The sequence below is a fragment of the Pseudomonas sp. LBUM1641 genome, assembly GCF_059716235.1.
The window spans coordinates 3910952-3925841 of sequence record NZ_CP166815.1 but is presented as its reverse complement, the minus strand read 5'-3'; the positions used below and the strand labels follow the sequence as shown (position 1 = coordinate 3925841).

23 protein-coding genes and 1 pseudogene are annotated in these 14890 nt (G+C 55.6%); 12 read left to right on the top strand and 12 right to left on the bottom strand.

Annotated elements, in window-relative coordinates; all coding sequences use genetic code 11:
• Nucleotides 1–27: 27 nt before the first annotated feature.
• Complete coding sequence (locus ACA046_RS18005) at nt 28–300, bottom strand: hypothetical protein (RefSeq protein WP_497674568.1); 273 nt, start codon at nt 298–300, stop codon at nt 28–30.
• 139 nt (nt 301–439) lie between these two features.
• Between ACA046_RS18005 and ACA046_RS18000 the strand changes: the two genes are divergently transcribed.
• Nucleotides 440–970, top strand: a complete 531-nt coding sequence (locus ACA046_RS18000) for a hypothetical protein (protein WP_497674567.1) — start codon at nt 440–442, stop codon at nt 968–970.
• Between the two features lie 91 nt (nt 971–1061).
• Here ACA046_RS18000 and ACA046_RS17995 read toward each other — a convergent pair whose 3' ends face one another.
• From ACA046_RS17995 to ACA046_RS17945, 11 genes are all read right to left on the bottom strand, one after another.
• Nucleotides 1062–1445 (bottom strand): response regulator transcription factor, encoded by a 384-nt coding sequence (locus ACA046_RS17995; protein ID WP_497674566.1) that lies wholly within the window; start codon nt 1443–1445, stop codon nt 1062–1064.
• 63 nt (nt 1446–1508) lie between these two features.
• Nucleotides 1509–1802 (bottom strand): hypothetical protein, encoded by a 294-nt coding sequence (locus tag ACA046_RS17990; RefSeq protein ID WP_497674565.1) that lies wholly within the window; start codon nt 1800–1802, stop codon nt 1509–1511.
• Between the two features lie 658 nt (nt 1803–2460).
• Complete coding sequence (locus ACA046_RS17985; protein WP_169868912.1) at nt 2461–2712, bottom strand: DUF1654 domain-containing protein; 252 nt, start codon at nt 2710–2712, stop codon at nt 2461–2463.
• 2018 nt (nt 2713–4730) lie between these two features.
• Nucleotides 4731–5204 (bottom strand): hypothetical protein, encoded by a 474-nt coding sequence (locus tag ACA046_RS17980; RefSeq protein WP_497674564.1) that lies wholly within the window; start codon nt 5202–5204, stop codon nt 4731–4733.
• Between the two features lie 86 nt (nt 5205–5290).
• Nucleotides 5291–5812 carry a type II toxin-antitoxin system VapC family toxin gene (locus tag ACA046_RS17975; RefSeq protein ID WP_497674563.1) on the bottom strand — a complete coding sequence of 174 codons (522 nt, stop codon included), beginning with the start codon at nt 5810–5812 and terminating at the stop codon, nt 5291–5293.
• Nucleotide 5813: 1 nt separating this feature from the next.
• Nucleotides 5814–6524, bottom strand: coding sequence for a hypothetical protein (locus ACA046_RS17970; RefSeq protein ID WP_497674562.1), 711 nt, complete (start codon nt 6522–6524; stop codon nt 5814–5816).
• Nucleotides 6525–6699: 175 nt separating this feature from the next.
• Nucleotides 6700–6918: a hypothetical protein gene (locus ACA046_RS17965; RefSeq protein WP_497674561.1), complete on the bottom strand. Its 219-nt coding sequence runs from the start codon at nt 6916–6918 to the stop codon at nt 6700–6702.
• Nucleotides 6919–7372: 454 nt separating this feature from the next.
• The gene (locus ACA046_RS17960; RefSeq protein ID WP_497674560.1) at nt 7373–7681 is read right to left on the bottom strand and encodes a hypothetical protein; all 309 of its coding nucleotides are present in this window, start codon (nt 7679–7681) and stop codon (nt 7373–7375) included.
• A 75-nt stretch (nt 7682–7756) separates the two neighbouring features.
• The gene (locus tag ACA046_RS17955; protein WP_497674559.1) at nt 7757–7996 is read right to left on the bottom strand and encodes a hypothetical protein; all 240 of its coding nucleotides are present in this window, start codon (nt 7994–7996) and stop codon (nt 7757–7759) included.
• A gap of 39 nt (nt 7997–8035) precedes the next feature.
• On the bottom strand, nt 8036–8548 hold the full coding sequence (locus tag ACA046_RS17950; protein ID WP_497674558.1) for a DUF4823 domain-containing protein: 513 nt from the start codon (nt 8546–8548) through the stop codon (nt 8036–8038).
• A gap of 54 nt (nt 8549–8602) precedes the next feature.
• Nucleotides 8603–9262 carry a LexA family protein gene (locus ACA046_RS17945; RefSeq protein ID WP_184744050.1) on the bottom strand — a complete coding sequence of 220 codons (660 nt, stop codon included), beginning with the start codon at nt 9260–9262 and terminating at the stop codon, nt 8603–8605.
• An 88-nt stretch (nt 9263–9350) separates the two neighbouring features.
• Between ACA046_RS17945 and ACA046_RS17940 the strand changes: the two genes are divergently transcribed.
• The 11 genes and pseudogenes from ACA046_RS17940 (at nt 9351) to ACA046_RS17890 (ending at nt 14889) form a co-directional block, all read left to right on the top strand.
• Nucleotides 9351–9563: a transcriptional regulator gene (locus ACA046_RS17940; RefSeq protein WP_178964894.1), complete on the top strand. Its 213-nt coding sequence runs from the start codon at nt 9351–9353 to the stop codon at nt 9561–9563.
• A gap of 81 nt (nt 9564–9644) precedes the next feature.
• Entirely contained in the window at nt 9645–10067 is a 423-nt protein-coding gene (locus tag ACA046_RS17935; RefSeq protein ID WP_497674557.1) for a phage regulatory CII family protein, read from the top strand.
• Between the two features lie 262 nt (nt 10068–10329).
• Nucleotides 10330–10716, top strand: a pseudogene (locus tag ACA046_RS17930) (phage replication protein); the annotation flags it as partial.
• The gene (locus ACA046_RS17925; protein WP_497677103.1) at nt 10708–10917 is read left to right on the top strand and encodes an HNH endonuclease; all 210 of its coding nucleotides are present in this window, start codon (nt 10708–10710) and stop codon (nt 10915–10917) included. The pseudogene ACA046_RS17930 and the gene ACA046_RS17925, both read left to right, overlap by 9 nt.
• Nucleotides 10914–11843 (top strand): helix-turn-helix domain-containing protein, encoded by a 930-nt coding sequence (locus ACA046_RS17920; protein ID WP_497674556.1) that lies wholly within the window; start codon nt 10914–10916, stop codon nt 11841–11843. The genes ACA046_RS17925 and ACA046_RS17920 overlap by 4 nt, the downstream gene beginning before the upstream one ends.
• On the top strand, nt 11830–12627 hold the full coding sequence (locus ACA046_RS17915) for a hypothetical protein (protein WP_497674555.1): 798 nt from the start codon (nt 11830–11832) through the stop codon (nt 12625–12627). Before ACA046_RS17920 ends, ACA046_RS17915 begins: the two co-directional genes overlap by 14 nt.
• Nucleotides 12624–13094 carry a hypothetical protein gene (locus ACA046_RS17910; RefSeq protein ID WP_497674554.1) on the top strand — a complete coding sequence of 157 codons (471 nt, stop codon included), beginning with the start codon at nt 12624–12626 and terminating at the stop codon, nt 13092–13094. Before ACA046_RS17915 ends, ACA046_RS17910 begins: the two co-directional genes overlap by 4 nt.
• Entirely contained in the window at nt 13091–13681 is a 591-nt protein-coding gene (locus ACA046_RS17905; protein WP_497674553.1) for a recombination protein NinG, read from the top strand. Before ACA046_RS17910 ends, ACA046_RS17905 begins: the two co-directional genes overlap by 4 nt.
• Complete coding sequence (locus ACA046_RS17900) at nt 13678–14223, top strand: hypothetical protein (protein WP_497674552.1); 546 nt, start codon at nt 13678–13680, stop codon at nt 14221–14223. Before ACA046_RS17905 ends, ACA046_RS17900 begins: the two co-directional genes overlap by 4 nt.
• Nucleotides 14224–14393: 170 nt before the next feature.
• Nucleotides 14394–14627, top strand: coding sequence for a hypothetical protein (locus tag ACA046_RS17895; RefSeq protein WP_044288146.1), 234 nt, complete (start codon nt 14394–14396; stop codon nt 14625–14627).
• A 76-nt stretch (nt 14628–14703) separates the two neighbouring features.
• A complete protein-coding gene (locus ACA046_RS17890) occupies nt 14704–14889 on the top strand; it encodes a zinc finger domain-containing protein (RefSeq protein WP_497674551.1) in 186 nt (61 codons plus the stop codon).
• Nucleotide 14890 lies beyond the last annotated feature (1 nt).

The window sequence follows — 14890 nt, the reverse complement described above, 5'->3', positions numbered from 1 at the left end:
TGGCCTCAGTTTAAGGCATGGAGGTGTCTACGAAACCCGGGGCGATTCAGCCAGCAGGTACAGCAAGTGCCGCTCAACATCCATCCGGTCGCCGCTTTCGTCGTAGCAAATCGCCGAGTGAATCTTGAACTCGATTTCCCGATCACCCTGGGCGTCCCAGTCGCTGCTCGAGCTGCCCGGGCTCGGCGCCTCGTTGATGCAGTGAGACACCTCCACCTGGAGGACAAAGCCCTCAACAATCACTTCGTGTTCCATGGTCACCTCCAAGGTGGCGGGTTGTTCACCTGTATTCGTCAACACTCATGCCTCCCGATGGTTGCCGATGGGCGCGGGGTGAGTGCTGACGGGTAAAGGCGGGGAAGGGTGTTGGATGCAATGAACTACTGACGTCTATGGGCTTCTAAAGTAATTCAGCCATATTTGGTGAGCGACTGTGTCTATGATCATTACCGATAAGACCAGTACGCATGAGTCTGTTCCAGCTGAGGAATTGATATTCGGCGCTCCGAAAGACCGTCTCGACTTCTATCGCCGGGAAATTCAGTACGAAACCACTCTGCTATCGAATCGAACGAATGCGAATCTGACGGCGCAATCGTTTTTGGTGATTGCGTTTGCATCCTCAATGGCCAACCTCAACCCGGAATGGGGCAAGATCTTCACGTTGGTTGTGCCATTGCTATTGGCGTTACTCGGGGTTGTGAGTTCGCTGAATGCATGGCCAGGGATTCGAGCTGCTTACGCAATCATTGATCACTGGCATTTCAAGCAAAGCAATCTCTTGCGCAGCGAGCCTGCAATGGGGCTTAACTATGATGATTCGCCCCTGTTCTGCGAAGCGGAATCCAGTCAAAAGGGGTATATAAAATCCCTTCAGTTTTCTATGAGAACGCCATGGCTTTTTGTGATTTTTTGGGTAGTTCTTGCAATCTTTAGTACTTATATCCAGTTCTCGAATCCCGGTTTTTAAGCTGGGTTCGTGTCCAGATTGATTATGGATTTGGTGCTCGTGAGTACGAGGTGGCCGGGCAGTTTTGGACGGGCTGTCGCGACTATTTCAGTCAAGCCGCCAGCTCAGGACATTCCGTCCGGCGCACCATCCGCACCTGAGCCATTCGCCTTTCCGGCGCCCGGCGATCGCGCCGCAGCGAGTCGTCACTGATCATCGAGTGCATGGCGATCAGCGCCGCCAACACAAAGCACACCGGCGTGATGATCTGGCGCTTCATGGCCTCAGCTACCAAAGCAGTGCGCTTCGTCACGCCCAGCTTGAACATCGCATTGGTCAGGCGCTTTTTGACGGTGCCAGCCTCAATGCCAGCCTCCCGGGCGATCTCTTTCGAGGTGAGGCCCTGGGCAATCCAAAGCAGGAACTGAAGCTCTCGCGGCGCCAGGCCACGTCCGAGGTGACCCTTCCATGAACCGTTGATGATTGTTGCTTCCATCGTGGTGACCCTCGGTTAGTTTCCCGCTGCCACCGATGCGGTGATAGAAGTGAAAATGTCCGATTACTCGCTGCGCGCAGCCAGGGCAGCTTTGGCATCAATCTCCTCATCAAATGAGCAAAGGTGCGGGGCCTTCGAGTACAAGTTAAGCAGGCGCTCGCCTTCGTCAGTTGACCAGGTGCACGCGGCTAGCGTGCTTTCCGCCTCTGTGGCGTAGCTCTCTACAGCCGCTTCGATGACCGCTGTCAAAGACCGTCGTTGATTTCGCCCCATCAACTCCATGAGATGTCGCGTTCTTGGGCTGACTCGGACCCCTGTTGGCTCTGTCTTGGTGGTTCTGCCAACTTTCTTGGCCATACATTTCTCCCGGTTGGTTTCCCGTTAGGCCCTGTTGCCAAGGTCTATCGGTGAAACCCCCGACCTCGCTACTGGCGTCAGGCCGGGGTTGTTGCGTCAGCGGTGTGGCCCGTTGCCCGCTGCTGATTGCAGGGCTGGCCGGTCGTCTTCGGTGTGGGCGTCGAGCTTCCTACTCACAGCTTCAAACAGCATCTGTTCGCCGTGGATCACAGGTCCTTACAACATGCACGCTGCAGCTCTGAATGCCCTGGCTGAGTGGGGCAGGGTGCATGAGGTCCGGCGTTCCCAGCCGAGGCTATCGGGACCGCTAATTCTGTTCAGTTGAGTCTCCCTTCTGCCGCTGGGATTTGCGGGGCGCATTGCTTGCCAGGTCATTCGCACGGTTCGAGCGTTTCGCTCTCGATCAGCCGCACAGGGTTCTCCTGTCGTGGGCGGGCTATCTGACCCGTCTGATCGCCGGTCGCCGGTAGAGGCAATGCGGTCTGTTGGTATTTCTGTATTGCGCTGACTGTTAAAGAGCGGCGCAGCTCTCGCTGCTGGCCGGCGGTGTTCGTTGCTGGCTTGAGACAAAATATAAGCCAGCTTATTTGTTGCGTCAATAAGCATGCTTATATATTTTCCTGTGGACGATAAAAACCCCGCTCACGGACGGGCTCATTTAGGAATCACAGTACTCACGCCAGCCGATCCTGACGGCGCCGTCATCCAAATGCTCAATCCGGATGCCGGCGGTATCACCAATGTCTTGGATGACCTGGCGCCATGCTTCAGGGCTTTCGTCGTCGCGCCTTGACACCTCAACCAACTGAATCCTCTGCACTCTGGGGGAGGCAATTATGCGTTGCAGGCGATGACCCACAAGCTCGTAGGAATTTCTCGGTTTCGGTGTGGGGTAGGGTGCTTGGATCATGTGTCGCTCCTTGCGAAGACTGTATGTATATGCAGTATTGTCACTGCCAGATATTGGCAAGAGGAGCGCACGAAGTTTCATGCATAAATGCATATTTTTTGGCGCGAGCCTCCTGACGGGCATTAAAAAGTCCGCGCTTGCCGGGTTTGTTTGCGTGCGATGAACCGGGCTTCACGTATCGACTACGCTTAGGTATTTGATTTGATGGATCTGCGCATGAACTCGTACAGGATATTGAAAACCAAGATTGGCTGGGGCTTGTTCAAGGCTGGCTCAGTTAAGCCGCTAGTAGAAGAGCCAACGAAGGATGGGCTTGTTAAGGTGATCGCGCCACTGATTGCAGGGAAAGAGGCGTCGGTTAAGGTTTACAACGAAAACGGGTCCTTCCAAGAGCTGAGGTTTTAGCAGGTGAAGAAAAGCCCGGACGATGGCGGGCTTTCTGCAACACTTGGGGCGCCGATCCTTCAGCGCAGTCAGTGTGCAATCTCGCGGATTGCCAGCTCAATGGTGGCAAGACGAAGGGCAGAGACAAGAAGCCCGGCTCTGTGGATAGCCAATCATTCGAGCAGTTGGCTTGCCTGTCGCGACATCACCATTTCCTGGAGTATCTCGCGGGCGAGCTTATTGATTCCAGCCACTCCCAGGTAATGGGATCGGTCTATTTGAGAGATAGTGAATTGGCTTGTACCTGGACCAGCCACATCAACAGATAAGCTTCCGTCCCCGTTAATCGAACAGTCGATAGCGCATTGCGGTAGGCGGCTCGAAAGTAGTGCTTCGAGGTCTAGCTTGCTCAGCGCGTCCATTAAGACTCCGTAAATATAGGCGTTAACGCCTAAGCGTAGCTGTCAGGGGAAGCATGTAAATGGTGGCCTATCGCTCCGTGAACATGAGCCCGCGCTTTGTCAGGGAAACTCCCGAGACAGATGAGAGGAGCGGACCAATAGGGTCGCAATCCGCGCTGTAGTGATGAGCCCCTGAGACCATCCCTAGCGCGATCATCTCTCGCAGACCAAATAAAACCAGCTCCTGATCGCCGACCAGATTCACGGAGTCAATTTTGATCACAGCATGAATTTGCTCTAGCAGGGCCTGGATCAAATGGGCGTTGTCGTCTATGTACATAGCACTACGAAAGGTGGCGTGATGGCAGTTCGATTCTACGCGGTGTCTAGAAGTTCAGTCCGACCGCCTGTTTATGTCGGGGGTGAGTTAAGCCTCCTGGCAGGCCTGGACATGTCTCCCTTTCGGAGAGTGGAACACGTTGCCGCGGGCAAAAAAAAGCCCGCTTATGGGCGGGCCTAAAGGGAATTCTTCAAAGGAGTAGGGGGAGTTTGGCCCCTATCCTGTCAATGCCAGGTGAAAAGGATGTCGCAAAAGCAGAATGTCCACGCTCGGCTGGCTTCTGCGATCGGTCCTTGTCGTTTGCAACACAAAGCTTACCAAGTCGCTACACGAAAAATATGACGTAACCCATTCTCCAGCTGTCATAAATCACGCGAATCAACTGTTCCTGAATAGAGAGCGTAGTTATGACTTTAAATCGATTGGTCAAGGTTGCAGCAGTTGTTGCTCTGCTGTCTTCTCTGTCGGGATGCTGGATTTTTATGCCGCCAGGAGGTGGTGGCGATGGTGGTCACGGTGGCCACGGTGGCCACGGTCAAGGTGGCGGGCCTGGTGGGGGTCCTGGCGGTGGTCCCGGTAGCGGTCCGCGATAACGGATCAGGATCTGAAGGCAGTCGAGAGGAGTAGAGGCGATCATGAAGATCGCCTTCTCCGCGCGGGCTGATCTAATCATGCTGAGCGGGCCAGGGTAGCCAGCATCTTGTGGCGGGTAGCGAATGGCCGAGACAAGAAACCCGGCAGCGGTCACGCTTCACACGATCAAATTTCAGGCAAAGAAAAGCCCGCGATGGGGAGGGCGGGCTTAAAGGGTGTTCACGAGGAGCTGGGGTAACCATAGGCGCCTGACTGTGAAAGGGGTGTGTGAATGGCAGTGGCCCCTTTAGCCGTGCGCATCATTTATGGAAAATTATCTGTTGTCGGTATCCGTTCTCCCCCATCGGTAAAGGATACCTGCTCTCATTTGTCAGTGAGCGCAATCGCTGTGAGTGTGTAGATTGACTGAAAAGTACCTGGCACTCAGCGGCATCAAAAAATCGTCTGAGTAATGGAAGGACCAAATGGGTAAGTGGCTTGTCAATTTTCAATGAAACCGTAATCAAATCAAGTTGGTCGGTCAGGTCTCGATACAGGTCTATGACCATAAGGCTCTCATTCTCAAAGGACGAGTAGACATGGACGTCACCAGCACCAATTGGCGTGCATTCGAAGTAGTCGTCGTAGAGTTTTGCAATGTCGAGGTCGATCCCGGCGGCGCTCAAAGCGGCTTCTAAATCAGAATTGGGTGAGTGCTCGTCCTCTACCCATGAAACTAAATCGGCCATTGATATGCAGATGTCGAACTCATTGGCGTAGACGATGGAAGGCATTGTGGGAAGGTCCAGATGATGAGTCTTGTGGGGATGCCAGAAACAAGAAGCCCGGCGCTGGGCCGGGCTTTGCTGTGATGGCACAACTACATTTGCGGTTCAAAACCGTATTGCATCGGAGGGGGGCCAATATCAGCAAGCGATTTCACTGAGATACCCATTGACGCAGCTTTTCTGGTTAAGCCGATGTCGTGCGTCCAGATCTCTGATACACCAGCAGCTACGGCAATCGCAAGTATTTGCCGATCTACTCGAAGCTTGGCTTTGGTGGCATTGGGGTCTAGAGCTTTTTGTTCGGCATCAGTAACAAGCATCGCACACTCGATTGCCGCTACCTGATCGAATGGTGCAACCTCAATTGACTTAACGGAGTTGATCACGTCCAGATGAGCCTGAAAGGAGGCTTTGTCTATGCCGAAAAGGTACTCGGATAGAACTGGGGCGGGGAGAATGACGAGCCCGCCTAATGTGTCTACATGATCAACGAGCGCCGCAGCTCGCTCGAAGAGTCGGTCTACCACTTCGCCTGTTTCAGGATGACGGAGATCAGTTGATCCCTCATTCTGCATAATCTGAACAAGCACATTGGTATCGATTACTATTTTCACCCTAGCCCCTAGATTCCAATATTTCAGAGTGGGGGCTAGGCATGTCGTCCCATTTGACGCCCCCGGCAGCTTTTAATTTTTCTATAGCTGCCTTAAAGCCAACATCTTCCAGCTTTTTATAGGAAGAAATAACAAGCTTAATCAGTCGCCAGCTACCGTCGGGACGTCGCTCCCATTCGCCTTCTCCGTGAAGTCGAACCGGCTTGAAAAGCAACTGGGCAAGGCGCTCGGCAATCTGAACATCAGCTTCGCATAAAAGCGTTTCCCCGTCGGCGCCCTCCAGCCTGACCGGAACCGTTGCGTCTTTCCCTCCAACGCTATACAGACGACCCTGGACGCTAGAAGTCTTAATCACTCTCAGGGCCGGCTCTGAAAGCTTGCCCTTAGGGAATTGTATGATTTGTGCGCCTTCGGCCTTTAAGTATCCGTCAACACGGTCTTCAAGCATCAAATCGGACAGTTTCTGATATGCGCGGGTAGCTTTCTTTCCGCCGATACCGCTTGCGACCTCGCGGACTTGATTAAGAACTATTGGATAGCAACCATCTTCGACTCGAGAGGCGAGCATCGCTGATCCTTTTTTCACCGAGTCAAAATGGACTGCTTCCTCAGATCCATAAAACGCAGATAGTTCACGCAGGTACTCCGCCAAGCGTCTCATTGAGAGCCTGTCCGGGGATGTACCGTCGAGGTGAAGGGTTAGATCTTTCATGGCTTGATTATAGGTCTACGTCCGTGTGTATGGCGATGTGCGCTCGTCGAATCTTTGCGCGCTGAACTCGAAACTACAGATTAAGGCTAAGCATGGCAAACAAGCTTTTTGTTCGTCATAAAGCCCGTGCCACACTTACCCAGCCTTTCCCCGCAGAGTCCTTCCCGCCTTTACCTCATCCGCGCGAGCCATAGAAGTGGTTCAGTGCTATTAGCTCAATCACAGCCACGAAAACGCAGAGCACTAGGAATCCAGGGCTGAACACCCGCTTGCGACCGGATGAGCCCCAGCTAACACCAGCAGCGTCGGAATAGCCGGGGAGCATCATAAGAAACGCTAGGCAAGCAATTACCCCTACCTTGCTCCAGAAGCTCTGCTCTCGCCACGCTGTCATTTGTTCGACCTTTTATCTTTCATGCCTTGCGTACCGACTACAGTGTGCCTGAAGGCGCTTTCGCCCTCAGCGTGTCCATCTCCACCTGCGTGCAGCCCATTCTTTTAGCTCGCTCAAGGGTTGCCCAGATGTCGCCTCCAGGATCCCCAGACGAGCCTTGTAATTTATTGAGGTACTTCAGGCCGCCGATGTTGTTGGTGGTCCCGTTGCACTCCGCAATTCGCTGACTTTCCGATGTTGGCAAAGGCGCGTCCAATCTTGCCTTTGCGCCCACGGAAAGCTGAGGTGATGTGCCAGCGCAACCCGCTAGGGCAACCGCAAAAATAATTGGGGCTACTCGCATTTCAATTCCTTCGATCATTCGATCCGTATGTTTCTGAGTTGCGGGGCAGACACCTGGATGTCACTTGCCCCGCACAATCCTTCCCGCCCTCACTTCAAGCAGGGAACAGAATCAGGAAAACCAGCCATACCCAGGGCACTTCATGGCTCTGAGGCGACGCAAAAGCGCTAGCGACTCTGTAAATTCATAATCCGAGGCGCCGAGCTTGGATCGCTGTGAGTACTGCAAAAGATCCACAATCTGCTGGTAATCTGCGCTTTGCTTGAAGTTACGACACTGCTCGACCCGCTGAGCTTCCGTAACAGGCATCGGTACGGCGTCGATCTGTTTCTCGTACTCTGTTTTTTCTTTTGGCGTGCTGTAGCAGCCTGTGACAAGTAGTGGCGCAACTATCAGTGCCGCGACCCGTAAGGCATTCATTCCACATTCCCTTGTGTATACGAGCGCTACTCAGCTCGCTGTAGTTCGATTTGGTTGTCGCGTAAGACGATGCGCCTACTCGGGCATGCTCCGGATTATTTGCCCAGTCTTCACCTCATCCGCATAGCCGGTCAGTCGATCCTCGTCCGCTTGAAGCACCGTGCACACCTTCAGAACGGCCTGGGCGTCCGCCTCATTGCCGGCAAGGCTCAGCCGCTCCGCAATCCTCATCAGCTCTACCGCTGACCACTTGAGGTCGGAGGCGACGCCTTGCAGGTCGCGCTTAAGGTCTTGGTTTGGCTTGGTGAGGGGCACGGGACTCTCTCCGAATCGATAGGCGCTACTGGCGCCGGCTCAGTATAAAGATGAGACGAAGGCCTCGATGGGCTCTGGCAGCAGATCCTGCGGGTGATCCCCGCCAAATGTTGCAATACCGCTTTCACCTGACGCGATTCCGGAGCTAATTACAGCCCCTGAAGAAACCTGAATTACGCTTATTTTGACCTCTACCTGGTCAGGGATCATCGACCATTCAGTTGCGCGATCTTCCCAATGCAGGATGGTCGGAAGAACCAGGATGTCTTGCCCGCTGCGCTTCGCTTTTTCTAAGGCCAGATCATAGCTCGAGGCATCTGAATCCACCGATACTGCTGCCGATCGCCGCGCAAACGCAGCGTAGAGGATTTGCGCTGTATTACGACCGGAGCCCTTATAAACGTGATCGCCGTATTCACCATCTACCGGAGTAGCGATGTATATCTTGTCCGTTCGATTGAGCTGCTGAGTAGAGCCCGACTGATTTGGTAGCCATTGATGGGAGTCGGCGCAGCCAGCAAGTGCTGCGACCAAGATCAGAACTGCGGGCATTCGCATCTCAATTTCCTTTTCAGATGTCCTGCAAAATTGAATCAAATCCCTTGATCAGTAAAACTTTTGCAGCGCCTGCACAACCACGCCTACGATCCGGCAGTTCTCGTCGACGGCTTCAATTGGGTAGCTCGGGTTCAGCGGCTTTAGGAACAGCCTACCGCCATCGCTAACCAGCTTCTTGAATGTAGCTTCGTTGCTGTCCGGCAGCTTTGCGACCACCAGCTTACCTGGCGCAACTTCAGCCTCTGTGTCCACCAGGATCAGCGTGCCTTCGGTGATGCTCTGGCCGGCGGGCGCCGTCATCGAGTCACCTTTCACCTTCAGCCAGAACGCTGTGCCCTTGGAGTCGTACTCGGAGAACTCGTAGCTGTCCGAGAATCCGGCCGGGTAGGGCTCAACGGCCTCCGCCCAGGCGCCGGCGGCAACCCAGCTGATTACGGGGTAGCGGAATGATTTGGTGGGCTGCGCGGCGATAGAGATATTTGACTCGGCAGCGCTCACACCTGTCATTGGCCCGGTATTTTCGGAGAGCCAAATAGCATTCACACCACACACATGGGCGATCTTCGGCAGGTGTGCGCTTTGAAGGTTTTTTCCGGTCTCCAGCTGGGAGATTACCGGTTGCTCAACACCCACTTTTAAGGCGAGCGCCTTCTGCGTCAGCTTGGCGTGGTTGCGTGCGGTTTTGATTCGTTCGGCGAGTGTGCTCATCAGCTGAAATTTATAAGTTCCCTTATCGGCTTGCAAATAAGTGTCCTTCTACTTAGGATATAAGCAGGCTTATCAGGAGGGCGCTCTTATGACCCCTATCGAAAGGCTCGTCGACTTCTTCGGCGGGCAAACCAAAACCGCTTTAGCGCTCGACGTTTCTCAAGCCGCAGTTTCGTACTGGGTTGCCGGGATTCACCCGATGCGCGCCGAAAAGGCTTTCAAGGCAGAAGAGTTGACCGGTGGAAAAATCACTGCCCGCGAGCTATGCATGCGCCAGAAGGTGGCTCAATCCGCGGCGTGACATCCCTGTCTGTCGATCCAGGAACAAAGTTTCGCCTACCCACTGGCAGGGCGCCACGGAAACAAAGTTGAGGTTTTACGAATGGAAGATTTTCTGCGGGCCTGCCAGAGCGCTGTTCTGGACAACGAGGCAAAGGTACTGGCGGCAAAGATGGGTGTTGCGCATGTCGGCCTGCTTCAGCGCGCGAACCCGGACAACGAGGCTCATCACCTGACCGTGGAGCATCTGTTCGGGATCTTGCTGCACACCGGCGACATGCGCCCATTGCAGTCCCTGGCCAATGAGTTCGGCTTTGACCTGGTATCGAAGTCGGCACCAGAGCCGCAAGCGCTCACCAAGTCGCTGATCAACGTAGGGAAGGAAGTTGCAGACCTGACGATCGCGGTGCACGAAGCGTTGGACGACAACCACGTCAGCACTTTCGAAAAGAGCCTGATCCGCCAGGAGATCAATCACGTACGGCAGAGCCTCGACGTGATGGATGCGTCGGTTAAGGCCGCCTAAACGTTTTCGCATGCGGAATGTTTCTTTTACCGACACGCCAGGTTTGGGGCAGTCCATCTCCACTATTGGAGAAAGAGCTGAACAAAAACCCAGGCACAAAAAAGCCGACGGTCGAGGTCGGCTGATTCGATAACACTTTGTGAGGCCGATTATATGCAAACCCTGCCACTTATCAATAGCGCCACGTATCACGCGCCACGTTTTCCGGAATCTGAAAACGTGGCGCGCATTAGCTCACATTCAGTTTACCTGGCGGCCTGACATGCAATACACCGTCACGATTAACCAGGTGAAGACGCTGGAGTGGGGGCTGAATTCTCAGCAGGCCCTGCTGTTCGCCTTCGTCTATGGCTGCCCGAGCTGGACCAAGCCAATCAAGACTGATGACGGGATCTTCTTCGCGCTGAGTAAGGCCAAGATCATCGAGGAGCTGCCGCTGCTCACTGATAAGCCGGACACTGCTTATCGCATGTTGAAGGCCCTAGAAGAGGCCGGTTTGATTGAGCTTCGCCCTGAAGCATTCCGACTCACCGAAAAAGGCTGTGAGTGGAACCCGGACCGTATGGGCCAAGTCACCGCGCACCAACCGCCGGTCCTCCCGCCCCGGCGCAGGACGAAAAAGAAACCAATCCCTTCTGGCTTGCGTGCTCGGGTATTCGCCCGCGACGGTCACGCGTGCTTGCGCTGTGGCTGTTCGGTGCTGATGCGCTTGAGGGCTGATCACGTCGTACCTGAGAGCCAAGGTGGAGAGGCTTCTTTGGGCAACCTCCAGACCCTTTGCATGTCCTGCAATAGCTGGAAGGGCGTGCGGACGATTGATTTCCGCGCGTTCGCCGGAGGTGCAGCATGAGCATGGGCCTTATGGTTGCCGCAATGAAGCTTCGCGTTGGTAATCCCCTGCGCAAGCTGGTGCTAATCAAGCTGGCCGACAACGCCAGCGACGTAGGCGAGTGCTGGCCCTCCTATCAGCACATTGCCGACCAGTGCGAGATCAGCAAGCGTTCTGTCATGAACCACATCACCGCTCTGTGTGAGGCTGGACTGTTGCGCAAGGAGATCCGGAAGGGTGGACCAAAGGGGAATTCGTCGAACGTTTACTTCCTAACCCTCGACGGTGGTGGTGCACCTCCTGCACCAGGGGTAGTGCAGAAGATTCACTCGGGTAGTGCAGCAGGTTCACCCCCTAGTGAATCTCCTGCACCAGGGGGTAGTGCAGCAGTTGCACCCAGAATCAGTAACTCTCTTGAACCAGTCATGGAACCGGTCATTGAACCAATTGCACCCCCGGCTTCCGCCGAGGTTGTCCCGGCTCAGTCCCCCAACTTGGTGCTGGTGGTTGATCGCACCGATACTCCCCGGGTCGAGATTCCCGCCGACATGCCGGGCCCCAAAGACCAGACCTGCAAAACCTTCAAGGTCTGGGCGAACTACGCGATGGCTTACCGCAAGCGCTACAGCGCCTGGCCGGTATGGAACGCCAAGGTCGGCGGCCAGCTTGGACAACTGGTCGACCGCCTCGGCGCCGATGTCGCCCACCACGTCGCTGCCCACTTCCTGAAAACCAGCGACGCCGCTGTGCTGCGCAAGTGCCACAGCCTCAACGAGCTGCTGGCCAACGCCGAGAGCTATCACACCCAGTGGGTGACAGGACAGCGCGTCAACGGCACAACCGCCCGCCAGATGGAACGGACAGAAGCGAACCACTCCGCAGCGGAACAGGCCGCCCAGATGGTTTTGGCCAAACGGCAAGCAGGTGACCGCAATGAATACCTTTGAAATGAATGACCAGCAGGTTGCCGGGCTGGCTGCCGCCATCTGCGCCACAGCCGAGGCCATGGGCCAGGAAATGAACCCGGGCACTGCCGCAATGATGGCCGAAGATCTTTGCGCGTACCCGGTGCCGGTCGTCAAAGCGGCGCTGAAGGCCTGCCGCTTCGAGGTGAAGGGCAAGCTGGCGATGGCCGACATCTTGCAACGCGTCCAGTCCTCCGACGGGCGCCCGGGAAAGGACGAGGCCTGGGCCATTGCGATGACCACCAACGATGAGTTTGAAACGGTGGTGCTGACCGACGAGATACAACTGGCACTGGCTGCTGCGAAACCCATCTTGGATGGCGGTGACAAAATCGGTGCCCGCATGGCGTTCATCGACGCCTACCAAAGGTTCGTGGGTCAGGCCCGCGAGGATGCGAAACCGGTCAACTGGCACGTGTCCGTGGGCTTCGACTCTAACCGCCGCGTCCAGGCCGTCACTAAGGCTGTGGAGCTGAAACGCATTCCCCAAGAGCACGGCCAGAAGTACTTGGCTGACCTGAGCATTGTTCCCGTTACCGAGGATGGCCGCGCCATTGCTGGTTTGCTCACAGGCACCGTCACCCAGCCAAAGCCGCTGCTGCGCGCAAAGCTCGAGATTGTGAAGAGCTCGATGCTGGAAATGCGGAAGGCCAGCGAAGAGCAGAAGCTCGAAATGCGGATTGACGCTGCCAATGAGTTGGCGGATCGCCGCGCGCTGCTGATTAAGCAGGCCCAGGATCTGGAAGCGAAGAGGGCGGCGCAATGACGGACAAGATCAGCGTCAACTGCCAGGCCAAGCTCTCCGAAGTCATCACCAAAATCAGCGCCATGTACAAAGACAAGAAGTTTGTGGTGGTGACAATGCGCCCGGGCAAGGACCGCACGCTTGACCAGAACCGGTTGTGGTTCGGGATGTACAAGCGCATCGCCGAAATGACCCAGATCGGTGACGCGGCTGACGCCCGGCGCTACTGCAAGCTGCACTTCGGCGTGCAGATCCTGTTGAACGAGGATGCCGGCTTTCAGGCCGAGTGGTACCGGGTCATGCGCCATCTCCCCTATGAAACGAAGCTGGCCATGATGGGGGAGTGCCACTTGTTCGGCCCCGACGGTTTCCCGGTGACCAGCCTGTTCAATCGCGCCCAGGGCATCAATTACACCGACCGCATTGCCGCCTATTTCACAGGCCAAGGTGTGGTTTTCACTGATCTACTCAGCAAGGAGGCTGCATGATCGCCAAGCAACCCAAACCGAAGAAGTGCAAGAACCCGGCATGCGGCATCAGCTTTCCGCCGCAGCGCCTGGGCCAGGCCGTATGTAGCCCGAAGTGCGGCCTGGCCATCAAGGACGTGAATCAGGCGAAGGCGCGCAAGTCGCTGGCCCAGGTTGAGCGCCGCGAGATCAAGATCCGCAAGGAGAAGCTCAAGAGTCGCGGCGAACACATGCGCGAGGCTCAGCAGGCGTTCAACGAATACATTCGCGCCCGGGACCAGGCCGCCGGCCACCTCTGCATCTCCAGCGGCAAGCCGTTGGACTGGAGCGGCAACGCGGTCGATGCCGGCCACTACCGCAGTGTTGGCTCCGCGCCGCACCTGCGCTTCGATGAACGTAACTGTCACGCCCAGAGCAAGCAGGACAACCGGTTCCTTTCCGGCAACGCCGTGGACTACCGGATCGGCCTGATCGCGCGCATCGGCCAGGAGGCCGTTGATGCCCTGGAAGCTGACCAGAGCGTACGCAAGTACTCCGTCGAGCAGATCAAGGGCATTAAAGCCTACTACCGGGCAAAGATAAGAGAGCTGAAGAGGGCTGCAGCATGACCTATCGCAACGTCGTTTCAGCAGTAGTTCGAGCCCTTGCGGCCGAGACCATCAGTTCCGCCGGCGGCTGCGACTTTGAGCCGAAGGTGCAATGCGCCAAGCAGAAGGGGGAGATCGTCGGCAAGGAGGCTGCGTTTCTCCAGGACTGCTGGGTGTTCGGTCGGCTGCATAAGGCGCTGACTCCGGCACACTGGCGGGCGCTCGTGGCGAAGTACTCGACGCACCAGGAGCGCAAACACGGCGCTATTTTGGAATTGCTCAATTCGGTGAAGACGCCGGCGCCGAAGCGCTTCCGGGAATGCGCGGTGCTGACCTGGGCCATTCCACAAGTTGCCGGTGCCGAGGGCAAGCGCTCCGCCGCAGTGCTGCCGGCTGCCTGGTACGACATCACAAATTGGGATAACGACGGTAAGCCTGAATCTACTCGGTACCGGTGGCGCTCGACGATCCGTAAGACACTGGATGACCAGGTGAACGAGGCGCTCACTGCCGCTCAGGAACTGCTTGATGCAGAGGGATTAATCGAAAGTTGTGTGGCGTAGTAAAAAGCCGTTGCAATGAGTGAGAAAGTGAGAGAGTATTTACCCATCCTATCGATCTTGCGCGTTAGGGGTTCACACTGCAAAGCCCGGCTTATATGTCGGGCTTTTTATTGCGCTCAGTTTGTGCAAGGTCGAAAATAGAGCTTCCGACTATAAACTGGGAGAGCGTCATGGTTTTGCGTGGCATGGCACAGATGCATGTCGACGACTTGGCGGAACGGTTCAAGAAGTTGGTTGTAGGGCAGGCTGGCAATGCGGATATTCAGTTTGCGTGGGTTGTTTTTTATCAGGGCCGAATGTTCGGAGCTTATTCAACGGCCGAGCTTGCACTGAAGAAAATAACGGACATTGAGCACTGCATCAGCATCGACGAGGCCCCAGTCCCTCAAACTTCAAGCGACTAAAATTTTTATGACGCCCCGCCTAGAGCGGGGTTTTTTATTGCCCACGGAAGGGCGATTCAGCAAAAGGAATTTGCAGATGTTGAAAGAAATCAGATGCGGTAACTGCAACCGACTTCTCGCCCGAACGGGCGGGTTTACAGAGCTCCAGATCAAATGTTCCCGATGCGGGACGTTGAATCATGTGAAGGCCACGAGCCTCGAGCAATCGCCTTTGAGCGACATGAAAGCGGAATCCTCCGCGACAAATCATTCGACTCAATAGG